The 24,921-nt window shown below is 68.8% G+C and carries 19 protein-coding genes; 13 read left to right on the top strand and 6 right to left on the bottom strand.

Features of this window, described 5'->3' with window-relative positions; genetic code table 11:
* The 3 genes from C1746_RS01810 to C1746_RS01800 are packed head-to-tail and all read left to right on the top strand — an operon-like array spanning position 1 to position 3,628.
* Positions 1-1,749 (top strand): ABC transporter permease, encoded by a 1,749-nt coding sequence (locus C1746_RS01810; RefSeq protein ID WP_116712996.1) that lies wholly within the window; start codon positions 1-3, stop codon positions 1,747-1,749.
* On the top strand, positions 1,746-3,002 hold the full coding sequence (locus C1746_RS01805; protein WP_116712995.1) for a sensor histidine kinase: 1,257 nt from the start codon (positions 1,746-1,748) through the stop codon (positions 3,000-3,002). Before C1746_RS01810 ends, C1746_RS01805 begins: the two co-directional genes overlap by 4 nt.
* Positions 2,999-3,628 (top strand): response regulator transcription factor, encoded by a 630-nt coding sequence (locus tag C1746_RS01800; protein WP_116712994.1) that lies wholly within the window; start codon positions 2,999-3,001, stop codon positions 3,626-3,628. Before C1746_RS01805 ends, C1746_RS01800 begins: the two co-directional genes overlap by 4 nt.
* Positions 3,629-3,634: 6 nt before the next feature.
* On the opposite strand, the gene C1746_RS01795 is transcribed toward C1746_RS01800, so the two are convergent.
* Positions 3,635-6,874 (bottom strand): AfsR/SARP family transcriptional regulator, encoded by a 3,240-nt coding sequence (locus tag C1746_RS01795; RefSeq protein ID WP_116712993.1) that lies wholly within the window; start codon positions 6,872-6,874, stop codon positions 3,635-3,637.
* A gap of 167 nt (positions 6,875-7,041) precedes the next feature.
* Here C1746_RS01795 and C1746_RS01790 point away from each other — a divergent pair, with 167 nt between their 5' ends.
* On the top strand, positions 7,042-8,928 hold the full coding sequence (locus tag C1746_RS01790) for a trypsin-like serine protease (protein WP_162867270.1): 1,887 nt from the start codon (positions 7,042-7,044) through the stop codon (positions 8,926-8,928).
* A gap of 148 nt (positions 8,929-9,076) precedes the next feature.
* Here the strand turns inward: C1746_RS01790 and rsgA are convergent, their stop codons facing one another.
* Together rsgA and C1746_RS01780 are read right to left on the bottom strand one after the other, a co-directional pair.
* Positions 9,077-10,156 carry a ribosome small subunit-dependent GTPase A gene (gene rsgA, locus C1746_RS01785; RefSeq protein WP_116712991.1) on the bottom strand — a complete coding sequence of 360 codons (1,080 nt, stop codon included), beginning with the start codon at positions 10,154-10,156 and terminating at the stop codon, positions 9,077-9,079.
* A gap of 260 nt (positions 10,157-10,416) precedes the next feature.
* Positions 10,417-10,932 carry a MarR family winged helix-turn-helix transcriptional regulator gene (locus tag C1746_RS01780; protein WP_116712990.1) on the bottom strand — a complete coding sequence of 172 codons (516 nt, stop codon included), beginning with the start codon at positions 10,930-10,932 and terminating at the stop codon, positions 10,417-10,419.
* Between the two features lie 63 nt (positions 10,933-10,995).
* Between C1746_RS01780 and C1746_RS01775 the strand changes: the two genes are divergently transcribed.
* On the top strand, positions 10,996-12,033 hold the full coding sequence (locus tag C1746_RS01775) for an EamA family transporter (RefSeq protein ID WP_414627951.1): 1,038 nt from the start codon (positions 10,996-10,998) through the stop codon (positions 12,031-12,033).
* Position 12,034: 1 nt separating this feature from the next.
* Positions 12,035-12,457, top strand: coding sequence for a VOC family protein (locus tag C1746_RS01770; RefSeq protein ID WP_162867269.1), 423 nt, complete (start codon positions 12,035-12,037; stop codon positions 12,455-12,457).
* Between the two features lie 16 nt (positions 12,458-12,473).
* Here the strand turns inward: C1746_RS01770 and C1746_RS01765 are convergent, their stop codons facing one another.
* Complete coding sequence (locus tag C1746_RS01765; protein WP_116712987.1) at positions 12,474-15,476, bottom strand: glycoside hydrolase family 2 TIM barrel-domain containing protein; 3,003 nt, start codon at positions 15,474-15,476, stop codon at positions 12,474-12,476.
* A 47-nt stretch (positions 15,477-15,523) separates the two neighbouring features.
* A complete protein-coding gene (locus C1746_RS01760; RefSeq protein WP_116712986.1) occupies positions 15,524-16,417 on the bottom strand; it encodes a MarR family winged helix-turn-helix transcriptional regulator in 894 nt (297 codons plus the stop codon).
* Between the two features lie 56 nt (positions 16,418-16,473).
* On the opposite strand from C1746_RS01760, the gene C1746_RS01755 reads away from it, so the two are divergent.
* Positions 16,474-17,298 carry an alpha/beta hydrolase gene (locus C1746_RS01755; RefSeq protein WP_116712985.1) on the top strand — a complete coding sequence of 275 codons (825 nt, stop codon included), beginning with the start codon at positions 16,474-16,476 and terminating at the stop codon, positions 17,296-17,298.
* A 55-nt stretch (positions 17,299-17,353) separates the two neighbouring features.
* Complete coding sequence (locus tag C1746_RS01750; protein WP_162867268.1) at positions 17,354-18,355, top strand: alpha/beta hydrolase; 1,002 nt, start codon at positions 17,354-17,356, stop codon at positions 18,353-18,355.
* Here C1746_RS01750 and C1746_RS01745 read toward each other — a convergent pair.
* Positions 18,321-18,752 (bottom strand): GNAT family N-acetyltransferase, encoded by a 432-nt coding sequence (locus C1746_RS01745; RefSeq protein ID WP_116712983.1) that lies wholly within the window; start codon positions 18,750-18,752, stop codon positions 18,321-18,323. The genes C1746_RS01750 and C1746_RS01745 overlap by 35 nt on opposite strands.
* A gap of 95 nt (positions 18,753-18,847) precedes the next feature.
* On the opposite strand from C1746_RS01745, the gene C1746_RS01740 reads away from it, so the two are divergent.
* From C1746_RS01740 to C1746_RS01720, 5 genes are all read left to right on the top strand, one after another.
* Positions 18,848-19,753, top strand: coding sequence for a catechol 2,3-dioxygenase (locus tag C1746_RS01740; RefSeq protein WP_116712982.1), 906 nt, complete (start codon positions 18,848-18,850; stop codon positions 19,751-19,753).
* Positions 19,754-19,770: 17 nt separating this feature from the next.
* Complete coding sequence (locus C1746_RS01735; protein ID WP_116712981.1) at positions 19,771-20,682, top strand: catechol 2,3-dioxygenase; 912 nt, start codon at positions 19,771-19,773, stop codon at positions 20,680-20,682.
* 13 nt (positions 20,683-20,695) lie between these two features.
* Positions 20,696-21,805, top strand: a complete 1,110-nt coding sequence (locus tag C1746_RS01730; protein WP_116712980.1) for a histidine phosphatase family protein — start codon at positions 20,696-20,698, stop codon at positions 21,803-21,805.
* 132 nt (positions 21,806-21,937) lie between these two features.
* The gene (locus C1746_RS01725; protein WP_116712979.1) at positions 21,938-23,026 is read left to right on the top strand and encodes a PEP/pyruvate-binding domain-containing protein; all 1,089 of its coding nucleotides are present in this window, start codon (positions 21,938-21,940) and stop codon (positions 23,024-23,026) included.
* Positions 23,027-23,102: 76 nt separating this feature from the next.
* Complete coding sequence (locus C1746_RS01720; protein WP_116712978.1) at positions 23,103-24,911, top strand: PEP-utilizing enzyme; 1,809 nt, start codon at positions 23,103-23,105, stop codon at positions 24,909-24,911.
* Positions 24,912-24,921 lie beyond the last annotated feature (10 nt).

Below are 24,921 nucleotides of genomic sequence, written 5' to 3'. Positions count from 1 at the left end.
GTGGCCGCCGATACGACGCTCGGCCCCGCCGTCACCGTCGAGGAGGACACGCCGAGCGGGGCCGAGTTGGTCGCCGCCGTCGGACGGCACGCCATCATCGCGTTCTCCCGCGAACCCATGGCTGCGTTCTTCACCTTGGCCTTCCCGCTGATCTTCCTGGTGCTGTTCAGCTCACTCATCGGCAACGAGACCGTCGGCGGCACCGACGTGCGGGTGGCGCAGTTCATCACCCCCGGCATCGCGGTGCTCGCGGCCATCACGGCCACCCTGACCTCGCTGTCGATCGGACTGGTGAGTGACCGGGAGGAGGGTGTCTTCCGCAGGCTGCGCGGTACCCCGCTGCCCGTGACCATGCTCATGACCGGGCGTGTCGTCGCGATGGCCGTGGTCTCGCTCCTCGCGACTGCGCTGATGGTGGCCGTGGGCGTCGTCGTCTTCGACGTCCAGATCGTGACCGACAAGCTGCCGGCAGCCTTGCTGACCCTGCTCGTCGGCACCCTGGCGTTCTGTGCACTGGGTGGCGCCGTTGCCGCGCTCTCGCCATCGGTCGCGGCCACGTCGGCCATCGCCAACGGCATCGTCATCCCGCTGTCGTTCATCTCCGAGATCTTCGTCATCGACGCCGACTTCCCCCGCTGGCTGGACATCCTCGGCTGGCTGTTCCCGGTCAAGCACTTCGCCGTCGCGCTCCAGGAGACGTTCAACCCGTTCTCCCCCGGTGCCGGCGTCGGCTGGGATCATCTGGGTGTCATGGCCCTGTGGGGGGTGGTCGGGCTGGTCGTGGCCCGTGCCCGGTTCCGCTGGGAGCCCGTCGGTGGCCGCTCCACCGCCGGGTCAGCCACCAGTCCGGTCACCGCCGGGAGCGGCCAACCGGTGGCCGCACTCAGCGCCGCGGTCGAGAACCGGAGCCCCTCGGGGTGGTCATTGATGCTGCTGGAGGCGCGGCACGGCCTGCGCGCCTTCCTACGGACGACCGCCTCGGCGTTCTTCACGCTGCTCTTCCCACCGGTCCTGCTGGCGATCTTCTTCTTCGTGTTCGGCAACCCCGACCTCGAATCGCGCGGCGGCATCTCCCTGGTGCAGTTCGCCGCGCCGGCGCTCGGGGTCTACGGCGTCGCGGTCGCGGCGTACGCCGACTTCTCCGAGCGAGTCGCGGCACTGCGGGACCAGGGTGTGCTCAAGCGGGTTCGCGGCACCCCGATGCCTGCCTGGGCCTTCATCGCGGGTCGAATGGCCTCTGCCGTGGTCGTCGCGCTGGCCAGCCTCGTCATCACCGTCACCGTCGGCATCCTCTTCTTCGACGTGGCGGTGGTCCCCCGGATGTTCCCCGGCGTCCTGCTCTCCGTGGTCCTGGGCATCTCGACGTTCACCGCGCTCGGGCTCGCACTGGCGTCCGTGGTCCGCAAGTCGGAGTCAGTGCCCGCCATCGCCAACGGCACGCTGCTGCCCTTGGCCTTCGTGTCCGACATCTTCCTGATCGGCGATCTGCCGCCGTGGATGGACACGGTGGGCAACCTGTTCCCGCTCAAGCACGTCGTGGCCGCGGTCGCCGACGGCTTCAACGAGACGGTCGAGGGGTTCGGCTTCTTCCCCGACCACCTGCTGGTCATGGGCATCTGGTTCATCGTCTCGCTGGTGCTCGCGCTGCGGTTCTTCACCTGGTCGCCGCGTGAGTCCAAGACCTCGTCCGACCTGTCCGATCGGGAAGACGACGCCACCGACGGGTCGTCGGTCACAATCGGGCCGTGAGCCCGACTCCCTCGACCTCCGTCCCGACCGAGGACACCCTCGATCGGTACTGGCACGGCCTGTACTACGCGCTGGTCGTCGGTGCGGCAGTCATCTCGCTGAGCGATGCCGACGTGCCGACAGGTCCGGTCCTGGGCGGCACGGCGTTCCTGGTCGCCCTGTACTGGACCGTCATCCAGCGGCCGGGGATCCCGTGGGGTGGGCCGCGGTGGCGCACGGTTGCGTACTTCCTTGCCCTGGGGATGGCGTTCGTCTACCTCACCGGCGCCAGCGGTGCGTACTTCACGATGGTCTGGATCCTGTATCCGCAGGCGTTCGCCTTCCTCGGGCAGCGCTGGGGGACGGTTGCGGCGATTCCGATCACCCTGCTGTGGACGTGGCGGCAAGGGCTGCTCGAGGACATCGGCGACAACCCGGTGAACCTCCTGGTCGTCGTGGGGTCGGTCGGCGTCGCAGCGGCGATGGGGGCATTCGTGTGGAGCATCACCAGCCAGAACGACGAGAAGCAGCGCATCATCGAAGCGTTGGAGGCGGCTCGCGCCGACCTGGTCGAGGTGGCCGCAGCCAAGGGGGCGCTGGAGGAGCGGGAACGGCTGGCACGAGAGATCCACGACACCCTGGCGCAGGGGTTCACCGGTGTGGTGATGCAGCTCGAAGCAGCGGAGCAGTTCCTGGACCCCTCCGGTGAGGCGCGACATCACCTGGACAGCGCAAGGCACATCGCACGCGACAGCCTGGCCGCCGTCCGCAAGACCGTCAGCGATCTTCGTCCCGACCTCCTGGATGACGGTGGGCTGCCGGAGGCGCTGCAGCGCACCACCAGCCGAGTCCGTGATCACTGGGGGCTCGATGCCGACACCGTGGTCACCGGAACCGCCGTACCGCTGGGCACCGACGCGGAGGTGGCGCTGCTCCGAGTGGCACAGGAGGCGCTGGCCAACGTGACCAAGCACGCCGACGCCCAGCGGGTCCGACTGACCTTGTCGTACCTCGACGCGGAGGTGACGCTGGATGTGCGCGACGATGGCATCGGGTTCGATCCGACTGCTGGGGCAACGCACGTCGGGGTTGGATCAACCGACTCTGACCGGCACGGCGGCTTCGGGCTGACCAGCATGGCAGAACGAATCGCGGGGCTGGGTGGTGCGTTCACCGTGGAGAGCGAACCCGGAAGCGGGACCGCCGTGATGGCTCGCGTCCCGGTTGCCGCCAGTCAGGTGGCAGGTCCGGTGGAGAGTCCGGTGGCACCGTGATTCGCGTCCTGATCGTCGACGACCACCCCGTGGTGCGTGACGGGCTTGCCGGGATGCTTGGTGGTCAAGACGACTTCGAGGTCGTCGGCGAGGCCTCAGATGGTGTCGAGGCGCTGGCCCGCATCGCCGCTGCCGAGGTCGATGTGGTGCTGATGGACCTCCGCATGCCGCGGCTGGACGGCGTCGACACCATCCAGCGCATCAGCGCCGATCATCCGGGCGTGAACGTGCTGGTGCTGACGACCTTCGATGCCGATGCCGACATCGTGCGCGCTGTCGAGGCCGGCGCGACGGGGTACCTGCTGAAGGACACGCCGCGGGACGAGCTGTTCCGCGCCGTTCGAGCCTGCGCGAGAGGTGAGGCGACCCTGGCTCCGACGGTGGCTGCCACGCTGATGCAGCGGGTGGGGCAGCCTGACGAGGTGTCGCTGTCCGAGCGGGAGATCGAGGTGCTCCGGCACGTCTCCCGGGGGTCGACGAACCGGGACATCGCGGCGGAGTTGTTCATCAGCGAGGCCACGGTCAAGACCCACCTGCTCCGCGCCTTCGAGAAGCTCGGGGTGGACGACCGGACGGCTGCGGTGATGAAGGCGCTGGAGCGAGGAGCGCTCAGCCTGGGGGAGTGATGCGGCTCACGTGGCCGCCAGCACGGCGCGGCAGGCGGGCACGTCCTGCAGGAACCGCCGACGGGCGTCGGCATCGGTGATCCGACCGGCCACCGCTCGCAGACGGTCCCGAGCCAGCACCAGCGCCTCCGCCGCGTCGTCAGTTCGTCCCATCGCCTCGAGCACCTCCCGCGCCTCCAACAGGGTGGCCAACGGATCCAGCAGCCGGCCGACCAGCCCGTCACGGATCGCTGCCCAGCCTGCTGAGATGTCCTCCTCGACGGCGGGTGTGATCCCGTCGGGCAGTCGCACATGTGCTCGCAGGACCCGCCCCGCGGCTATGAGCACCGCGCTCTCCATCTTGGTGTTCAGCCTGATCAGTTCCGTGACATCCAGGTCAGCCTCCAATCGACGGCCCCGATCTCGCAGTGCGCGGACGAAGTCGAACAGCTGGAAGCGCAGCATGTTCAGCTCACTCGACGTGCGCATCGCGGAGATGCCTTCGCTCAGACGTCGAAAGCCGTCGTCGTCCTGGCCACGACCGATCTGGGCGACGCCCAGCCACGCCTGGGTCACCATCGCGGTGACGGCACCACCCTGATCGTGGAAGTACTGGACGACGGCCTCGAGCACCTCGCACGCCTCGTCGTAGTGGCCCAGCCGGGTGAGCACCGTTCCGCGCAGCTCCTGGCTGTACATGACCCAGATGCGGTTGCCGAGCGCGGCGAAGGTCTCCTCGGCGGCGCTCACCTCCTGCAGTGCCGGCCACAGGTCGAAGCGCTCGTCGTGGACGTGCGCCAGCCCCTTGCGGGCCGTGGCGACGCCGCGCAGGTGACCCTCGTCCTCGAACATCCGCAGGGCCACGGTCATCCGTTGCAGTGCCTCCTCGAAGTCCGCCACGTCAAGGCCCTGATAGCCGAGGCGGAGCTCGATGAACGCTCGCAGGGTCGGACTGCCGCCTGACGCGAGATCCGCGGCGCACAACATGGCGGCCCGCCCCTCCTCCAGGCGGCTCTCCTGCTCGATCTGGCTGTAGCCGCGCTCCAGCTCGGCTTTGGCGATCAACTCGGCGAACTGCGGAGTTCCGTCGTCGAGGCCCCGGATGCGCTCGGCGAGTTGCGGGATCGGTCCGGCGCCCGTGGCGTACACGTCGATGGTGGAGATCTCGCGAAGCAGCCAGGTGGCCCGCTCGACGTCCGTGGTCGCCAGCGGAGCCGCGGCCATGACCAGTGATCGGTGCTCCGGGACGAGCCCGCTGGACAGGCTCCAGGACGTGAGGCCCGCTGATGCCGCCAGCAGGCGCTCTCCCCAGCCGCGTGCCACGGCGTAGGACCAGGCCGCCAGGATGTTGCCCCGATCGGCATCGAGCGCCGCGACGATCTTGCCCGCCCCGGCCCGATTCAGGGCTGGTGCTGCCTCCTCCAGATCGGTCAGGAACCGCCGGGAATGCCGAGCTGCAACGTCATCCGGATCGTCGGGGTCCGGTCGAGCGGCGGTGGCCAACTGCCGGATCAGCTCGTGCATTCGGTAGCGCCCATCGGGCTGATGATCCAGCAGGCCCGACGTCACCAAGGTGGCCAGTGCGTCGGAGTCCGCATCGGCCACAGCACCGGCGTGCTCTGCGGAGAAGCCTCCGACGAAGACGGCCAGGCGTTCCAGGGTCGCCCGGTCGGCTGGTGCCAGGGTTGCGACCGTTGTGGCGTAGATGGTGGCCAGGTCCCGGTGCCGGTCGGGCCCGTCACGGCGCGTCGACGGCAACGTTCGAGGTGCGGTGCGCAGGGTTTCTGCGATCTCGGGAAGGGTCATGACCCGCACGGCGGAGGCGGCCAGCTCCAGACCGAGCGGCAGGCCGCCGACCAGGTTGCAGATGTCGGAGACCGCCCGTATCGACGTCTCGTCGAATTCGATGCGCCGGTCGTGGCGCCTGATCCGGTCCAGCAGCAGCTGCGCCGAGTCGACAGCCGTGACGGACGCCGCGGTGTGGGCGCCGCCGTGTTCAGCTGGCGTGTCCAGTCCGGTCAGTGGCACGACGCGCTCGCCGCGAGCGCCCAGCGGCAGGCGGCTGGTGGCGAGGACCACGAGGTCGGGGCAGCGGCGGACCATCGTCGAGAAGACGGTGGCCGCGACATCTCCTTGACCCGTCGCAGCCGCCACGAGGTGCTCGAGGTTGTCGGCGACGATGAGCACCTCGCGCTCAGCCAGGACCTGACACAGGCGCTCGAGGGGGTCGGGAGCGGTCGCGATGCCGGACAGGCCGAGCGACTGTCCGACCACCGAGGGGATGGCGGAGGGGTCGGTGATGGTGTCCAATCGCACGAACGCCGCGCCGTCCCCGAATCGGTGCTGCTCGCGGGTCGCCACCTCGAGGGACAGTCGGGTCTTCCCCGCACCACCTGGACCGACGAGGGTGATGAGCCGGCTGAGCCGCTCCCGCATCCCGGTCTGCAGCTCTGCCAGTTCGGCCGCCCGCCCGGCCAAGGGGGTCGCGGGCCGCGGGAGCGGCAGTTGCGCCAACGAGCGCTCGCCCGGCGCGGCGTGAACGGGTTCGGCTCGGCGTTGCGCGGCGCGGGCCACCAGATCCCTCAACCGCTCTGGTGCAGCCACGCCCAACTGCTCCTGCAGTTGAGCGTCGAAGCGCTCGAGGAGGCGACCTGCCTCCGTGGACCGGTTGGCCCGGAGGTGTCCGCGGATGTGCAGTTCCCAGCCCTCCACGGCCAGCGGATCGATGATCACGAGCTGGTCGGCTGCGGCGTGGACGGTGTCCAGCCGTCCCTCGTCGAGCGCGTCTCTGCCGACCGTCCCCAGTCCGGTCACCGCTGCGGTCCGGACCCGTTCCCCCCAGCCCTGCCACCACGACGCCAGGTCGGAGAGACTGTCGGGGAGGAACGGAGCCAGTGGTGCCACCGCGGGGATGGGTATGCGGGTTCCGTCGTGGTCCCCCGTCACCCCGCCCTCGAGCAGGCGCTCGACATCCAGATCGAGGCCGAGCGGGTTTCCGCCCGGTGGGTGCGCACCGCCACGTGCGATCGTGACCTGGAGGCTGTTGCGGTCGACGTGGAGCCAGGTGGCCTCTTCGCCCATGGCGCCCCGGATCTTGTGCAGCGCCAGCCTGAGGTTGTCCCGCTCCCGGCCGCGGGTGACGTCGGGCCAGAACAGCTCCGCGATCCGCTGACGATCATGTGGCCGGTCGTGCTCCAACGCCAGATAGGCCACGAGGGCCAGGTGCTTGTCCGACAGGCTGACCTCGTGCCCGCCGGCTGAGGTCATCCGTGCGTGGCCCAGCAACCCCAAGCGGTGTGGTGATGGGTGACTCAACTGCACTGGCTCACGTCCGGAGTTCTTCGTCGGGCCGGTGGCGGCCCGAGTGCAACAAACGGTACAGAAACGCTTCGTTCCTAGCGTGCGCGATCTCACCTCAACAGAACGGACACGTCATGAAACGAGTACTCACCCTGGTCCTTGCCCTGTGCCTGGGACTGTCGGCCGTACCGGCGGCAGCCGTCGGCCACACCACCTCGGACACCTTCGCCATCGTGAACGGTCAACCAGCCGACCCCGGGGAGTACCCCTGGATGGCTGCCTTCCTCGAAGACGGTGGCCAGGCCTGCGGCGCCTCGGTCATCGCACCGAACTGGATCCTGACCGCAGCGCACTGCGTGATCGACGGCCGTGGACAGCCCTCGATCACGCCGGATCGGCTGTCGTTCGTGGTCAACGCCAACAACTGGGTCACCGAGGGAGACGAGGTGACTGCAGCCCAGATCATCCCTCACCCGGACTACGACCCGGGAACCACCAACAACGACATGGCCCTGGTCCGCACCAACGAGATGACGAATGTCACGCCGGTCCGGCTTGCGGGTCCGAACGATCTGGCGCTGAACGCGCCGCCGACCACGGCAACGGTCATCGGGTACGGCGCCATCAGGACGGATGGTCCCGCATCGGACGTGCTGCTCGAGGTGGATGTGGACGTGGTCTCAGACGCCGACTGCGCGCAGGGCTACAACCTCGTCCCCGACACCATGGTGTGCGCGGGCAACCCGACCAATGACGTCAACAACCCCGGTCGCGACTCGTGCCAGGGCGACTCGGGCGGGCCGCTCTTCGACGTCGTGAACGGCGAGCCGGTCCAGTTCGGCGTGGTCTCCTTCGGCGGCATCTGTGGCGTCGACAACGCGGGGGTCTACGCCCAGGTCACGACCTACACCGAGTGGATCAACGGCGTGACCGGCGGCGTGATCGACGCGGGCGACCCCGATCCCGGCCCGGCAGGCGCGCAGCCCACCGGCAACGAGGCCGACCCCAACCGCATCCAGGGAGCCGACGGCGACAACCCGGTCGACAACGCGATAGCGATGTCCCAGCGGGTGTTCCGCACCGAGGCGGCATTCGGCGTCCTCGCGCTGTCCTCGAACTTCCCGGACGCGCTGGGCGGATCGGCGCTGGCCTCCTACTTCGGGCCGCTGCTATACGTCAACGCCGATGCGAGCCTCGACCCACGGACCGTCGCGGAGTTCCAACGCGTCGTCCCGGACAACGGCACCATCTACATCCTCGGGGGAACGGCCGTGATCGGCCTTGAGGTCGACGAGACCCTGCGTCAGGCCGGTTTCACCCCGGTCCGACTGGCCGGCGCAGGCCGGCAGCAGACGGCGGCGCTCGTCGCCGACGAGGTGAACCAGGTGGTCAACGGTGGGCTCACCCCACCCTTCGACGGTGTGTTCATCGCCTTCGAGGGCAATTGGCCGGACGCCGTTGCCGTCGGGTCTCTCTCCGCTTGGTTCGGCATCCCCGTGCTGTTGACCCCGACCGACGCGCTGGGTGGACCCGCGGCGGAGTACCTGCGAACCAACCAACCCGGCTACGTCGGGATCCTGGGTGGTGACGCCGTGATCAGCCAGGCCGTGCGGGACGAGATCGGCGGGATCGTCCCGGCTGACGCCACCATCCGCGAGTTGGAGGGCCCGACCCGCATCGAGACAGCTGCTGCCATCGCCGCGGAGACCCGTGCGTTGTTCCAGCGCAACGACGAGGTGTTCGAGTTCGAGGGTGAGTCCATCACCACCCCGGACACGATCGTCACCGTGAACCTGCGCCGGGATGACGCCTTCGCCCACGTGCTGGCCGCGTCCCAGATCGTCGGGAACTTCGGTGGTGTGTTCGCGCCGCTGGAGGGGGATGGGACCGAGGTGCAGCAGTCCGTGCTGGACAGCGTCTGTGGGCTGGACGCGCAGGTCCTCGCCATCGGCAGCACCAACCTGGTTGCCGATGGCGTGCTGCCGACCATTCAGCAGGCGGCCCAGGCACCCTGCGCGTAGCCGGGACCGCGCCGTCAGGCGCCTGACGACCGCCCGCTAGCGGTGCACTTCTCGCGCATGGCCCGAGCAACTCTTCCGGTCCATGCGTCGGAAACCTGCCGCTGGCGGGCGTCGCGTGGGTGCAGCGCGGTGTGCAGCCGGCCCCGCGTCATCGGCCCTCCCGGTCCCGGCGCAGCGCCTGCGCCTCCCGGTAGACCCGCCCCCACGAGCGGGCCTCCGCCCGGTAGGCCGCGATGTCGGCGCGCAACGCCGCGCTCTCCGAGGCAGCCCGGATGCGACGCCAGCCCTCGAACCGGTCGCCGTCCAGGCGCCCGTCGTCCAACGCCGCGGTGACCGCGCAGCCGGGCTCCTCGTCGTGCCGGCAGTCATTGAAGCGACAGGCACCGGCGAGCTCGGAGATCTCGGGGAAGGCCTGGTCCATTCCCTCCTCGACCACGCCGAGGGAGAGGCTGCGGAGCCCGGGAGTGTCCAGCACGGCGCCACCGGTCGGCAGTGTGACCAGCTCTCGGTGGGTGGTGGTGTGCCGTCCTCGCCCGTCCACCGCGCGGACCGCACCGGTCTGCAGGACCTCGCTGCCGACGAGGGCGTTGGTGAGCGTCGACTTGCCGGCACCCGACGCGCCGAGGAGGGCGATGGTCCGGTCGGGGGCGAGGCGGTCGGCCAGGTCGGCCATGCCCTCACCGGTCACGGGGGAGACGGGCAGCACGTCGACGCCGACGGCCGTGGCGCGGGCCTGGGCGAGGGGGATGGTGCGGTCGTCGATCAGGTCGATCTTGGTCAGGATGACGAGCGGCGTCGCGCCGGACTCGTAGGCCATCACCAGAGCGCGTTCCAGGCGGCGCACGTTGAGGTCGTCCTCGACGCCGGCCAGGACGCCGACCAGGTCCATGTTGGCGGCCAGCACCTGCTGTCCGCTGGCGTCGGGGCGCTTGGTCGTGCGGGGCCGCGTGAGTGCGGTGGCGCGAGGAGCGATCCCCAGCAGCACGCCAGCAGTCGGATCGAGCAGCACCCAGTCGCCGGTCACCGGCGGCTCGGTCGCCGGGGTCCAGATGATGCGATGGCTGTCGTCGGCGGTGCGTGCGGTGGCAGCGCCTCGGTCGGCTCGGATGATGCGGCCGGCGACAGCGGTGGCTGCGGTCGCCGGGTCGAGGTCGTCTCGGACGAGGTCGAGCAGCGCCGGCCATCGGCCGGTGAAGCCCAGTGCGGTCAGGTCGGTTGGGTGGGGCAACGCAGGGTCTCCTCAGGTACGAAGGGATCGAAGTGCAGGGCAAAGCGGGCGGTTCCCATACACCTCACCTCCTCGACGTCGTACCTGAGGCCGACACCGTGTCTGACCTCCTGGCGGAATGTACTCCAGCAGCGCACGGATCGACCACTACACAGCGTCACCTCGCCTGCAGAGGGTCATCGCCCCTGGTCATCGGGGCCCGATGGGACGGATTGACCGGGATCGCCAGGCCAGACCGGCCCGATCCAGATCGATCCGTGCTACGAGGGCGGGTGCTGATCGATCGACGTCCCCAACCGGCGCAGGAGGCTGGCCAGGTCGGCCTGCTCCTCCGGCGTCAGGCCGGCCAGCAGGTCACGTTCGTTCCGAGCGTGGTCGACCAGGGCTGCGTCGACCGTCCGACGTCCTTCCGCGGTCAGGGCCACGAGCACCTGCCGTCCGTCGTCGGGGTTGCGCTCGCGCCGTACGAGGCCGCGTGCCTCCAGGCGATTGATCCGGTTGGTCATGGTTCCCGAGGTGATCATCATCGCGTCATGCAGGTCGCCGGCGCTCAGTCGGTGGGGTTCGCCGCTGCGCATGAGCGTTGCGAGGACGTCGAACTCCCAGCCCTCCAGATCGTGGGCGGCGAAGACTTGGTCCAGTCGGGCTTGCACGACCCGTGCCAGTCGGCCGAGCCGACCGAATACCGCCATGGCGGAGACATCGACGGCCGGGCGGACCGATGCCCACTGATCGAGGATTCCGTCGACGTGATCAGGTGGGTCGGCTTCGGGCATGCGGCAGGTTATCTCTTGACGTCAAGATATATCAAGCTAGCATGTATCTTGATGTCAAGAGAAATGCCTAGGATGGCCCTCCGCACCGCCCTCACGCCGATGGTCTGGGGGACGACGTACCTCGTCACGACCGAGTTGCTGCCGGACGGTCGACCGCTCCTCGCCGCCATGCTTCGAGCGCTGCCCATCGGCGTAGCGTTTCTGCTGTGGTCCCGTCGGCTCCCGCACGGCTCGTGGTGGTGGAAGGCAGGGATGCTCGGTGTCCTCAACATCGGCGCCTTCTTCGCGCTGCTGTTCGTCGCGGCCTTCCGACTACCCGGCGGCGTTGCCGCAACCGCCGGTGCCATCCAGCCGCTGATCGCGGCAGGCTTGGCAGCATTGCTGCTGGGTGAGCGGCTCACCCGTCGGACTGCGGTCTCGGGCGGGCTCGGTGTGGCAGGGGTGGCCATGCTGGTCCTCGGTCCAGCGGCGGCCCTGGACGCGATCGGCGTCCTGGCTGCGCTCGCCGGCACCGTGAGCATGGCCACCGGTGTGGTGCTGACCAAGCACTGGGGCCGCCCCGTCGATCTGGTCACGTTCACGGGATGGCAGCTGACTGCTGGTGGTCTGGTGCTGCTGCCGCTGGTGGTGATCATCGAGGGCCTCCCAGCCGAGGTGTCGGGGACGAGCCTGCTCGGGCTGGCCTGGCTGTCCATCGTTGGTACCGGATGGGCCTACGCCAACTGGTTCAAGGGGATCCAGCAGCTCCCCGTCGCCTCGGTGAGCTTCCTGGCCTTGCTGAGCCCGGTCGTGGCTACGCTGCTCGGCTGGGTTGCGCTGGATCAACGCCTGTCAATGGTCCAGGTGCTCGGCGCCCTGCTGGTCGTCGCCGCCGTGGTCGGCGCCCAGACTCCACGCCGTGTTCCTGCGGCACGCGTTCGTGCGACAAACGTTCAAGACACCGGCGCCGACATGCCCGACGCTGCGGAGGACCAGCACCCGACCTCGCGAAAGGCACCCGATGTCCCAGCCCTCCCCGTCCCAGCCCTCGACGTCCCAACCCTTCACGTCCCAGCCCAGCGCCGACGCCGACGCTCCACCTGTCCAGAACCCGCCTGCTGACATGCCGCAGGTGATCGCGTCGCTTACCTACGACGATGTCGACGCCGCCATCACCTGGCTGTGCGACACCTTCGGCTTCCGCGAGCGGGTCTCTGCCAGAGTGGCCCACGAGGGCGTGACCTATCACGCCGAGATCGAGGTGGGTGAGCGCGGCCTGATCATGCTGGGCCCACCGTTCAGCGATCGGTCGAGCCCGAGAACCCACGGCGGCACGACCTTGATGCTGGTGGCCTACGTCGACGACATCCAGGCCCACTTCGCCCGCACACGCGAGGCCGGGGCCACGATCATGGCCGAGATCGAGGACACCTTCTACGGCGACCTGACGTACCGCGCCAGCGATGTCGAGGGCCACCACTGGATGTTCTCCCAGCGGGTCAAGGACATCCCACCGGAGGAGTGGGACTGGGCGCCGGGCAGCTGATCCCGCTCGCCCCTCCTCAGGCTGGCCGGCCGCTGATCCGGTAGGCGAACTCGTACCGTCCCGCGGGGATCCGGTAGGCCTCCAGCACGTCAGGGCCGCAGCTGGCCGTCCCGACCCCGCGGTGGGCGACGTCCAGGCAGAGGATCAGGTTCGGGTCCGGTTCCAGCACGTCCTGGCTGGGGGCGGCGAACAGTGCCTCCGGCCGGTGTCGGGTTGCTGAGACGTGCAGCGGCCGACCGATGGCGTCGACCCGCAGCACCTCGCCGTCGTCGGTCATCAGCTCGAGCCAACTGGTGTCGGTCCGCAGCCCGTACTCCTGCGGCACCAGATAGGGCAGGTCGTCGATCGGCGACTCCCAGACGCCGAGCAGCGAGCCGCGGTTGCGGTCCGGGTAGTTCTCGCCCGGTCCTCGTCCGAACCATCGCATCCGGCTGAACCGGGCGTCGAGGGCCAACAGGACCCCGACGCGGGGAGGGTCGGCGAGCTGCGGCGGCACCTCCACGGCGTGCCGATAGATCGTGCCGACATCGGTGACCTCCGTCGAGGCGGTGTGGCTGACCAGCGTGTCGGGGTCGGCCTGGTCGAGGCCGAGGGACGCCCAACGTCCCAGCGCCTCGCTGCCGACCATCTCGTCGGGCATCAGCTGCGGGAGCAGGCGGAGCCCGTCGTTGTCCAGCGGTCCCCGGAAGAGGTTGAGCGTCGGCCCGTCGACCACGCCCTCGGGGAGCTGCTCAGCCGCCCGTTCGGGGCGCTGCTGCGTCACCGTCAGGGGCTCGCTGGCAGGTCTGCCCTCCGCCAGCGTCAACTCGTCCCAGGCCACAGCGTGACCGGCGTCGGCGAACCAGCTGTCCGTCGTCGTGACCCACCGAACCGTCAGGGTCGCCGAGCGGGCACCCGCCAGGTGGCCCTGGAGCTCCTCCGACGACACGCCCAGCAGGCCGCTGAGGGATGCCACTGCCGTGCTCCGCGGAGCGACCCACGGAGGGTGGAGGGCGCCGGTCGCCACTTGCTCCCCCTCCACCAGCAGCGCCCACGTCCCCTCAAGATCCGCAAGATCGGTGAACGATCGACGGTTGCGGATCTCGACAGTCGGCTCCTCACGCGATTGCTCGGCCGGGCGCACGGCGACGGGCCGGTGGACCCAGGCGACCTCGGTCATCGCCGGGTGCGGGTCGAGGTCTGCCGAGACCAGCCCGTCGGCCACGAAGTTGGCGTCGTGCGGGTCGTCGCCGAACTGCCCCCCGTAGGCCAGGCGGACAGTGCCGTCCGGGAGCGTCTGACGCAGTCCGTGGTCCTTCCACTCCCAGATGAATCCGCCCTGCAGGCCCGGTGTGGCCGTGATGACGTCCCAGTAGTCAGCCAGCGAGCCGTTGCTGTTCCCCATGGCGTGGGAGTACTCGCACAGGATCAGCGGCCGCTCACCGCTGGCGGACTCGCCGTACCGCCGGATCGCCTCGATCGTTGCGTACATCGGGCAGACGATGTCGGTGGCGTGGGTACCGGCGGTGGTCCAGTCGGCCCCGAGGATCGCCGGCTCGTAGTGCAGTGGTCGGGACGGGTCGGCACGGCGGATCCAGCCGGCCAGGGCGTCGTGGTTGACGCCGTACCCGGCCTCGTTGCCCAGGCTCCACAGGATGATGGAGGGGTGGTTCCGATCGCGCGTGACCATGCGGGCGCCGCGGTCCAGCCAGGTGGCCCGGTAGCTCGGGTCGTCGCAGAGGCTGGTGTTGTAGTTGTGGCTCTCGATGTTGGCCTCGTCGATGACGTAGAAGCCGAGCTCATCGCACAGGTCGTACAGGGTCGGGGCGTTCGGGTAGTGGGCGGTCCGGACGGCGGTGATGTTGTGGCGCCGCATCAGCTCGAGGTCAGCGCGGATGTCGGCCTCGGTGACAGTGGAGCCGCGGTCGGGGTGGTGGTCGTGTCGGTTGACGCCGAAGATCCAGATGGGCTGGCCGTTGACCAGCAGTTGGCGGTTGGTGACCTCCACCCTGCGGAAGCCGATGTGCTGCTGGGTGCGGTCGACGACGGCCCCATCCTGGTCCAGGAGGTCGACGGAGACGGTGTACCGGGTCGGCCGTTCGGCGCTCCACGGCTGGATGTCCAGGTCCTGCCAGCCGGCCGTCACCTCGAACCCGGTGAACACATAGGGGTCGTCGTACTGGTGGGGCACGACGTGCTCCTGCGGGGGCGCGACCGCCTCCCCACCTGCGGGGAGACTCGGCGTCCCGGCGGGGAGGGTTGGTGTCACCGTCGTCCTGATCACCAGTCCGGCGGGGACCGCTCCGCTGTCGGTCCCTCCACCATCGACGACCGTGCGGACCTCGAGCGCCCCCAGCTCCGTACCGGGATCCCAGTCGGCGTCCACCACCACCTGGCCGATCGAGACCCGGGGCCGTCGCCGCAGGACCACCGAGCGGTGCAGGCCGCCCATCCACCACATGTCCTGGTCCTCGACGTAGGAGTGGGCGGCGAACTTGATCACCACGACGGCCAGATGGTTCTGACCGGCGTGCAGGTGATCGGTCAGCTCGTAGCTGCTGGCCAGACGGGAGTCGGTCCCGTAGCCGACGAAGTGGCTGTTGCAGTAGACGGCGTGGACGGACTCGGCCCCGCCCACCTCCAGGATCACCCGGTGGCCGGTCCAGTCGGCCGGTACCGAGAACGCGCGGCGGTAGATGCCGGTCGCGTTGCGGTCGGGCAGGCGTGGTGGCGGCCCCGAGAAGGGCATCTGGACGTTGGTGTACTGCGGCAGGTCGGCGGTGCCCTGCATCGTCCAGTTGCCAGGGACCACGATCGGCATCCACCGCTCCTCTGCCAGGGGCGTGGGCCCGTGGACATCGTCGCCGTGGACGTCGGAGGGGCTGTCGGCAAGACGGAACGACCACACACCATCGAGCGGGACGGTGTCCCCCGGCCCGCGGGGGAGCGGCTGGCTCATCGGCAGCCGCCCGATCTGAACCTGAGTCGGGTCGGCCCATGGCCGCAGGGGTCCGATGACGGGGAGCACGTGGGTGATCATCGCGCAACTCCACCGGCCGTGCCCTCGGTTTCGACGCGGCTTGCCGCTCAGACCAGGTGCTTCTCGAAGAAGTGCGTGGCGTAGGGGTTGTCGTTGTAGCGCGGGACACGCCGGTAGCCGGCTGCCTCGTACATCGCGATCGCAGGGCCCAGGTTCTCGTTGGTGTCCAGTCGGACCGCCCGATGGCCATGCTCGGCCACACGGTCCTCCAGGTCGGCCAGCAGCCGTCTGCCCAGCCCCAGCCCTCGTGCCGCCGGGTCAAGCCACATGCGCTTGATCTCCCCCACACCGGTGTCGATCGTCTGCCAGCCACCACAGCCGACCACACGATCGGCGAGGTGCAGGAGCACGAAGGCCCCGTTCTCGCCGTCGAATGCTGCAGCACTCTCCGCCCGCCAGTCGCCAGGATCGAACCCGTCGGGGAAGACCCGGTCGATCTCGTCGAAGTAGGCGGACATGGCTCGGATGGCCTCCGGGTCGGAGGAGGGCGCCCGAGTGAACGTCGCGGTTGCCGCTGCGATCAGGTCATGGCCCTCGGCGACCAACGCGACCAGTCGCGCGGCTTGGCGCGCGCCGAGGGGTTCCATCAGCCCCTCGATCCGTCGGTTGGAGAGCCCGTCGAGCACCGTCCACTCGGCCTGGCCGGCGGCGGTGAGGGACACCAGTCGGCGCCGTCCGTCCTCCGGGTCGGCGGAGGTGACGACCAGGCCGGCCGACTCGAGCTGGCGCAGCAGCCGGGAGAGATAGCCGGAGTCCAGGCCCAGCCTGTCGCGCAGATCGGTCACGGCGGCTGTCCCCCGACCGATCTCGAAGAGGGTCCGTGATTCGCCCAGGGGGCGGTCACGGCCCAGGAAGTCCTCGTCCAGCACGCCGATCTTGGCGGTGAAGAGACGGGAGAAGCGCCGCAGGGTGTCCACCGCCTCTGCGTTCGATGTTCGCATACCATCAAGATAGCTGACGTAGGTCAGAGAACGGCGATGTGGTTTCATCGTCGCTGATGGACCGGCTTCTTCGTCTCGGCCTGATCGTGCTCGGGGTGGTGATCGCGGTCGCTGCTGTCCTCTGGCTGGCCCAGCGACGACTCATCTTCCTCCCGGACCGCGCGGTCCCGGCAACACCAGACCTCGTCGAAGCGGTTGAGCTGACCACCACGGATGGTCTCTCACTGGACGCGTGGTTCCTGCCCGCAGACGGGGCAGGTCCAGTCGCAACGGTCGCGATCTTCAACGGCAACGCCGGCAACCGCGCGAACCGGCTGGCGCTGGGGCGGGCGCTTGCCCGAGAGGGGTTCGGGGTGCTGCTCACCGACTACCGGGGGTACGGCGGCAATCCGGGCACGCCCAGCGAGGCGGGACTCGCCCTGGATGCGCTCGCGGCCCATGACTTCCTGCGGTCGCGGCACGACGTCGACACCGACCGTCTCATCTACTTCGGCGAGTCGCTCGGGGCCGCAGTTGCCATCGGCCTGGCGGTCGATCACCCACCGGCAGCGTTGGTCCTCCGCTCCCCGTTCACCTCGCTGGCTGATGTCGCCGCCGTCCACTTTCCCTTCCTCCCGACTGGCCTCCTGCTGCGTGATCGCTTTGCCAACCTGGAGCGCGTCCCGTCGGTCGAGGCACCGGTCCTGGTCATCGCGGGCACCGACGACCGGATCGTCCCACGCGGCCAGAGTCGTCAGGTCCACGACGCCGCCGGTGGCCCCACGCAGTTCGTCGAGGTCGACGGGGCGGGCCACAACGACGCGGCGCTCGTGGCGGGGCCGATGGTCGTCGACGCGGTCACGGCGTTCGCGGACCGTCTGGGGATGGGGGCAGGCGATTGACCGGCCAGGGCGACACCTCGCGTAGGCCAGCCGACGGCCTGCGAGGATGGCCCTGATGGAGCTGGACGCCGACCCTCCAATGAACACGGTCGCCGAACCGACCGGCCGTGCGTGGGTCGGCGTCGTCCTGGGGGGCGTCTGGATCCTGGCCGCGGTGGTGGTCGCTACGACGCGGTTCGAGGTGCTCACGGCCACGCACCCGGCCCTGCTCGTGCTCACGACCCTCGTGGCCGTGGTAGGCGTGATCCTGGTCTGGCGAGGCGCGCGCCAACGGGCCATCCCCGCCACACGAACGATTGGCCACTGGCTCCGGGTCGCCGCTGCCGTCGTGGTCTCGGTCATCGTCCTGGGCGCAACCATCTGGCTGCGACCCTTCCCCTCCACCGCGGCGGACCTCCTCGATCTGGGCGCCCGGGCCGGGGTGGGCGTCGAGGCGACCACCAGCCGTATTACGCTCACCCCGCAGGAACGCGAACCCCAGACCGGCTTCATCTTCCAGCCCGGCGCACGGGTGGACGCTCGGGCATATGTCCCGCTCCTCAGCCGGGTCGCTGCCGAGGGGCACCTGGTCGTGATCGTGCAGCAGCCCCTCGCCATCGGGTTCACCGCCATCGGTGCGCCGGCGGCCGTCATCCAGAGCCACCCGGAGATCGATACCTGGGCCGTCGGCGGCCACTCGCTTGGCGGGGTCGCCGCGGCGCAGTTCGCCCAGGGCGTGGACGTCGGCGTGGACGGGCTGGTGTTCTGGGCTTCCTTCCCTGCCGGCGAGTTCACCGCCGACCTGCCCACCATCTCGATCTCCGGCGAGCAGGACGGCCTCAGCACCCCGGAGGACATCGAGGCCAGCGCGGCCGACCTGCCCGATGACGCCGTGTTCGTCGAGGTCGCCGGTGCCACGCATGCCTACTTCGGCGACTACGGGGAGCAGCCCGGCGACGGCGAACCGACCGTGAACCGGGACAACGCGCAGCAGCAGATCGCGGCAGAGACCGCCGACTTCCTGGCCGGTCTGTCGTCCACAGTTAGCTCAGGACGAGCCCGAAGTGGTGGGACGTGATCCGCAGGCCCACGCGGTGGTAGAGCGCGTGGGCATCGTGCCTGGCAGGACCGGCACCCGAGTCCAGGTGTAGAGCATCACACCCCCTGTCTCGAGCCAACTGGATGACATGGCTCAGGACGGCCGTGCCGCCACCCCGCCCCCGAACCGAGGGCAGCGTGTTGAAGTCGTCGACATAGCAGTAGCGACCCCACGCGAGGTTCGTGCCCATGCGAAAGCCAGCAACCGTATAAGCAGTCCCATCCGCCAAGGCGACCACGAGGCGATAGCCATCGGCCGACTGAGCCCGAAGCACAGCCCGCAGCGCGTCCTCGGAACCCAACTGGGGCCGCAGGTCGAACAAGACCGGCGCGGCAAGGTCGAACTCGTCGGGCTGTAGCTCTCGCACCTCGTCCATGCCGGTCACCGTACGACTATCGAGCCAGCCAATTCCATCCCGCTAGATGGGACAGTCCTTCCGTGCGCCTCAACCATGCGAATAGCGTCACGCCAATGGGAATCCTCCGACTGAGCCACGTGGACATCACCGTCCCGGACCTTGACCTCGCCCGGGCCTACTACACCGGCGTCATGGGAATGGACATCAGCGAGGAGGACGGTGACCGTGTCTTCTTCAAGTGCTGGGACGAGGAGGATCACCACTCCCTCGCGGTCCGGTATGACCCCCGCGTCGGCATGGACCGGTTCTCCTTCAAGGTCGAGCGCGAAGACGACCTCGACGACCTCGAGCGGGCGGTCGAGACCTTCGGCTTCCACGTCGACCGGGTCAGCAAGGGGGAGGAGGTCGGGCAGGGCGAGTCCATCCGCTTCCAGACCCCGTCCGGCCACGAGATGGAGTTGGTGCACGACGTCGAGAAGGTCGGCGGCCGTGTCGGCAAGGTGAACCCGCAGATCCCGATCAACCTGCAGGGCATCGCGCCCCCCCGCATGGATCACCTCCTGATCAACGCCGAAGAGGTGGGTGAGTCAGCGAAGTTCTACATGGACGTCCTCGGCTTCCGGATGACCGAGCAGCTGGTCGGCGGCGACGGCCACCAGATCGGCGTGTGGATGGAGCGCTCGCACTCCCCGCACGACCTGGCAGTGGTCAACGGCACCAACGGCGGACTCCATCACTTCGCCTTCTGGCTGGACGACTGGGACCACGTCCGGAGTGCCGCGGACATCCTGGCCTACAACGCCATCGCCGTGGACGTCGGGCCGACCCGTCACGGCGTGACCCGGGGCAACACGATCTACTTCTTCGACCCGATGGGTACGCGGAACGAGGTCTTCACCGGCGGCTACCGGCCCGACCCCGACTTCCCGACCATCACCTGGACCGAGGACAACATCGGCCAGGCCGTCTTCTACTACGAGGGCGAAGTGAACGAACGCTTCGTCACGGTCCACACCTAGGCAGGAGAGATAGCACCATGGGCATCCTTCGACTCTCCCACGTGGAGGTTCGTGTTCCCGACCTGGAACTCTCGACGGCCTATTACACCGAGGTCATGGGTCTGATCGAGACGGCCAGCGAGGACGACGCGGTCTACCTGAAGGGCTGGGACGAGCAGCAGCACCACTCGCTCATCCTCCGCTACGCGCCGACCTACGGCCTCGAGCTCATGGGGTTCAAGGTCCAGGACGCGGAGGATCTGGATGAGCTCGGGGCGAAGATCGAGGCGGCCGGAATCGCCGTGAAGCGGTTCGAGAAGGGCGAGCTCGGCCCCGGCAGCGGGACCACGATCCGGTTCACCGGACCCTCGGGTCATGTGACCGAACTGGTCCACGGGATGGAGCAGATCGGCAACGCCCTGCCCCTGCACAACCCGCCGCCCGAGCCGCAGGGCCTGACCGGCATCCACCCGCCTCGCCTGGACCACATCTTCCTGATGTGCGAGGACGTCGACGGCGTCTCCGAGTTCTACACCGACGTGCTGGGCTTCCGCCTGACCGAGCAGATCCTGGCCGACGACGGCCACCAACTGGCCACGTTCCTCGAGCGGACCTACACGCCCCACGACATCGCCTTCGTCACCGGCCCGGACGGCGGGTTCCACCACATGGCCTACTGGGTCGATGACTGGAACGACCTGCGCCGGGCCGCCGACATCTGCGCCTACCACGGCGTGACGATCGACGCCGGTCCGACGCGTCACGGCGCCACGCGCGGCTGGGGGCTGTACTTCTTCGACCCGGCCGGCAATCGCAACGAGGTCTACACCGGCGGCTACTTCGCCGACCCGGAGCGCGAACCGATCACCTGGACCGAGGCGGAGATGGGTCGGGCGATCTTCTACTACGAGGGCGTCGTCGATCAGAACTTCCTGACGGTGCACTCATGAGGGCGGTGCAGGCATGAGCAGCGACGTCACGAACGAGCAGCCGGCCTCCCGGCCCACGACCCAGCGCGTCGATCCGCCGAAGTACCTCTCGGACTACAACGCCCGACAGCGGGCCGGGCGCAACGGGCAGACCACGGCGCCGTCGAGCGACGAGGCAGGCGATGACACCACCCCGCTGTACCTGCGGCGCTTCCGGGACAAGCAGGCGCAGGACACCGGCCCCGTCACCCAGGCCCTCCCGCCCTTGCACGAGCGCGTGGGCCTCGGCATGCAGCAGGCCATGTCCGAGGATAACCGGACCAAGGAGATCTCCGCTCCACCACGGGCCAAGAAGCAGATCCTCGCCGACGTCTACCTGATCCGGCACGGTGAGACCCAGGGATACTCCACCGAGTCCGGGCTCACGCCGGCCGGGAACTGGCAGGCCCACACCTACGGGCACACCATCGCCAAGCGGGTCTCGGACGGCGAGACGGTCGTGATCCGCAACGCCGACACCAACCGGGCACGGGAGACCGCTCAGAACCTGGCCCGTGGACTGCACGACGGCCTGCAGATGTTCGAGAAGGACGTCACGGTCGTCGACACCGCGCCGATGCCGGAGTTCCGCAACTTCGGGGTCGCCACGCCCGATGGCATCCGCGATGTGACGGGAGCCTTCCGGCAGTACTACACGACCCTCGAGGAGTTCGAGCGGACCGCGCTCGGGGACCGCCCGATGTGGCTGGTCGAGATCGACCGGTTCTGGCGGACCCAGCAGGGCGGCGCCGACCCGATCCAGCACTGGCTGCAGATCCCCATGTTCCACTTCGAGCCACCGGCCATGTGTGTGCGGCGGTTCTGGCAGGGCATCCACCGGCTGGCATCAGAGCATCCCGGATCACGGATGATGGTGTGCACCCACTCGGGGCCCATCCGCGCCTTCGCCATCGCGGCGCTGGGCTACGACCCTGGCGAGCCCTACAACACCGAGCACGTCCGCGTGAAGGTCTTCGAGGGGGGCACCGAGGCGCTGGTCTCCTACCGCAACCGGGTGCAGGAGATCCACGTCCCCCAGATCGACCAACTGCCGACCTGGCAACAGGGCGAGCAGTGGGTGCCCCCCACGGCTGAAGCCAGCTAAGACCGTCCGCGGGCGAGAAGGAGCCGAACGACAGATGAGAGGAACCAGCGGATGTGCAGGGCTTGTCCGACCGTTGCGGAGTCGGCGTGGACGTCCCGCCCGGCTACTCGTGCCGTCCCAGAGGTTCGGCGCATGACCGGCTCCAGCGAGTACGTGGTCTGGTACGACGAGTACGACGAGGAGCGTGACCGTCACCGCGTCGGCGGCAAGAACGCGAGCCTTGGAACCATGATGGGCGCTGGCCTACCCGTCCCACCGGGCTTCGCGGTGACGACGAACGCCTACGACACCCTCCGCAGCCACGACGACCTCACGGTCCTCATCAACGATCTGATCGGGGAGATCGACTTCGACATCCCGACGGGTCTGCAGGCCGTGTCCCGTCGGATCCGCAGCGAGATCGAGAAGTTGGCGGTCCCCGGCGAGATCGAGGAGGCGGTCTTCACCGCCTACGAGCAGCTCTGCCGCCGCTGCGGGGTCTCCGACGTCGGTGTCGCCGTTCGCTCCTCGGCCACGGCGGAGGACCTCCCGGACGCCTCCTTCGCCGGCCAGCAGGACACCTACCTGTGGGTGCACGGGGCCGAGAACGTGCTGGCCCACGTCGCGAAGTGCTGGTCGTCGATGTTCACCGACCGGGCCTTGGCCTACCGCCACGAGATGGGCTTCGACGATCAGGCCATCGCGATGTCGGTCGGCATCCAGAAGATGGTCGACCCCCGCGCCTCCGGCGTGGCATTCACGCTGAACCCCCTGACCGGCGACCGGACCCAGGTGGCCATCGATGCCTCCTGGGGGCTCGGCGAGGCGGTGGTCTCGGGCGAGGTCACCCCGGACAACTACCTGGTCGACAAGGTGCTCCGCGAGGTGGTGGAGCGGGTCATCTCCGACAAGCACATCGAGATCCGCCGGACCGACTCCGGTGTGGAGACGCTCGAGGTGGAGGCGGAGCGCCGCACCAGCCAGTGCATCACGGACGCCGAGATCTGTGATGTCGCCGCCATGGCCCGCCGTGCCGAGAAGCACTACGGCTGCCCCCAGGACGTCGAGTGGGCCCTCGACCGCCACCTGCCGGACGGGGAGAACATCGTGCTGCTGCAGGCCCGTCCCGAGACGGTCTGGTCGCAGAAGGCACGAACCTCGGTCAGTCGCGGCACCTACGACCCGCTGGGGTCGATCGTGTCGACCCTGACCGCCCCCCTGAAGGCCGAGAAGGCGAACTGACCACGCACGCCCACCACCCCATCCACACCCACACACAGCGCGGGACACCACAACCACGAGCAAGGAGCACGAGCCGATGACCGACAAGCGATTCCCCAGCCCGTTCGAGATCGAGACCCCCGAGGGGGCTGAGGGCTGGGAGGAGCTGTACCCCTACTCCGTCCTGTTCTCCGAGGGGCGTCGTGAGTACGAGGACTCGACGTTCTGGTTCATGGACTCGATGCACTGGGGCTGGGCGATGTCGCCCTGGGACGCCGATCACCTGATGTACGCCATCGCGAGTCTGTCCCAGTACAACTCCCGGCACTACCTCATCCCGCCCGCCAACGGCATCGACTTCCGCATCCTCAACGGCTACCCGTACTTCTCGCCGGTGACGATCGACGACGGTGCCACCATCGAGGCCCGGGCTCCGCAGTTCATGGAACGGGCGGGCCACTACTTCGCCAACTGGGACGACTTGTACGAGAGCTGGCTCGACAAGGTCAAGGAGAACATCGCGGCGCTCGAGTCCATCGACTTCTCGCCGCTGCCCGAGACCGAGGACATGGAGGTCATCACCTCCGGCCGCGGCGTCGGCTCGGGCTGGGATCTGCAGGCGGAGTACCACCGCTTCCAGGACCTCGCCCAGAAGATCTGGCAGTACCACTTCGAGTTCCTGAACCTCGGCTACGCCGCCTATCTGGACTTCTTCGGCTTCTGCAAGGAGGCGTTCCCCTCGATCCCCGACCTCGCGGTCGCAAAGATGGTGGCGGGCATCGAGGTGGATCTGTTCCGCCCCAACGAGGAGCTCAAGAAGCTGGCGCAGAAGGCCATCGACCTGGGTGTGGCTGATGCGTTCGCCAAGCACGACGACGTCGATGCCGTCCATGCGGCGCTGTCCGGTGAGGCCGGACAGCAGTGGCTGGCCGCCTGGGAGGAGGTGGCGGAGCCGTGGTTCAACTTCTCCTCGGGCACCGGCTTCTACTACTACGACAAGACCTGGATGCAGGACCGGTCGGTGCCGTACTCCTTCGTCCACGACTACATCACCAAGCTGCAGGCCGGCGAGGACATCTCCCGGCCCATGGAGGCCATCCGGGCCGAGCGTGACCGGATCGTGGAGGAGTACTCCGAGTTCCTGGCCTCCGACGAGGATCGTGAGGCCTTCCAGGGCAAGCTCGGCCTGGCCCGCACCGTGTTCCCCTACGTGGAGAACCACAACTTCTACATCGAGCACTGGTCCATGTCGGTGTTCTGGAAGAAGTCGCGGGAGTTGGGCTCGATGCTCGTCAAGGAGGGCTTCTTCGTCGAGCCTGACGACATCTACTTCGTCCGTCGCGAGGAGATGGACACCCTGCTGTTCGACCTCTACACCGCGTGGGCGGTCGGGGCCAACCCAGCCGGGCCACACCACTGGCCGCCGATCATCGCCAAGCGTCGCAAGATCGTGGACGCGCTGGAGGCGTCGAAGCAGCCGAACGCCCTCGGCCCGCCACCGGCGGTCGTCACCGAGCCCTTCACGATCATGCTGTGGGGCATCACCGAGGACTCCATCGACGGGTGGCTCTCGACCGACAGCGACGACGGCAGCGTCTCCGGCATGGCCGCCTCTCCCGGCACGGCCGAAGGTCCAGCCCGCATCGTGCAGAGCGCCGATGACATCGGCCAGGTCCAGGAGGGGGAGATCCTCGTCGCCCCCATCACCGCACCGTCGTGGGCGCCGGTCTTCTCCAAGATCAAGGCCACGGTCACCGACATCGGCGGGCTCATGAGCCACGCAGCCATCGTCTGCCGCGAGTACGGCGTGCCCGCCGTGACCGGGACGGGCGACGCCACCACGGCCATCCAGACCGGCGACATGATCCGGGTCGACGGCAACACCGGGAAAGTGACGAAGATCTAGCAGGCCTGAC

This window comes from Euzebya tangerina (assembly GCF_003074135.1).
GTDB lineage: Bacteria > Actinomycetota > Nitriliruptoria > Euzebyales > Euzebyaceae > Euzebya > Euzebya tangerina.
This window is presented reverse-complemented; position numbering and strand designations above follow the sequence as displayed.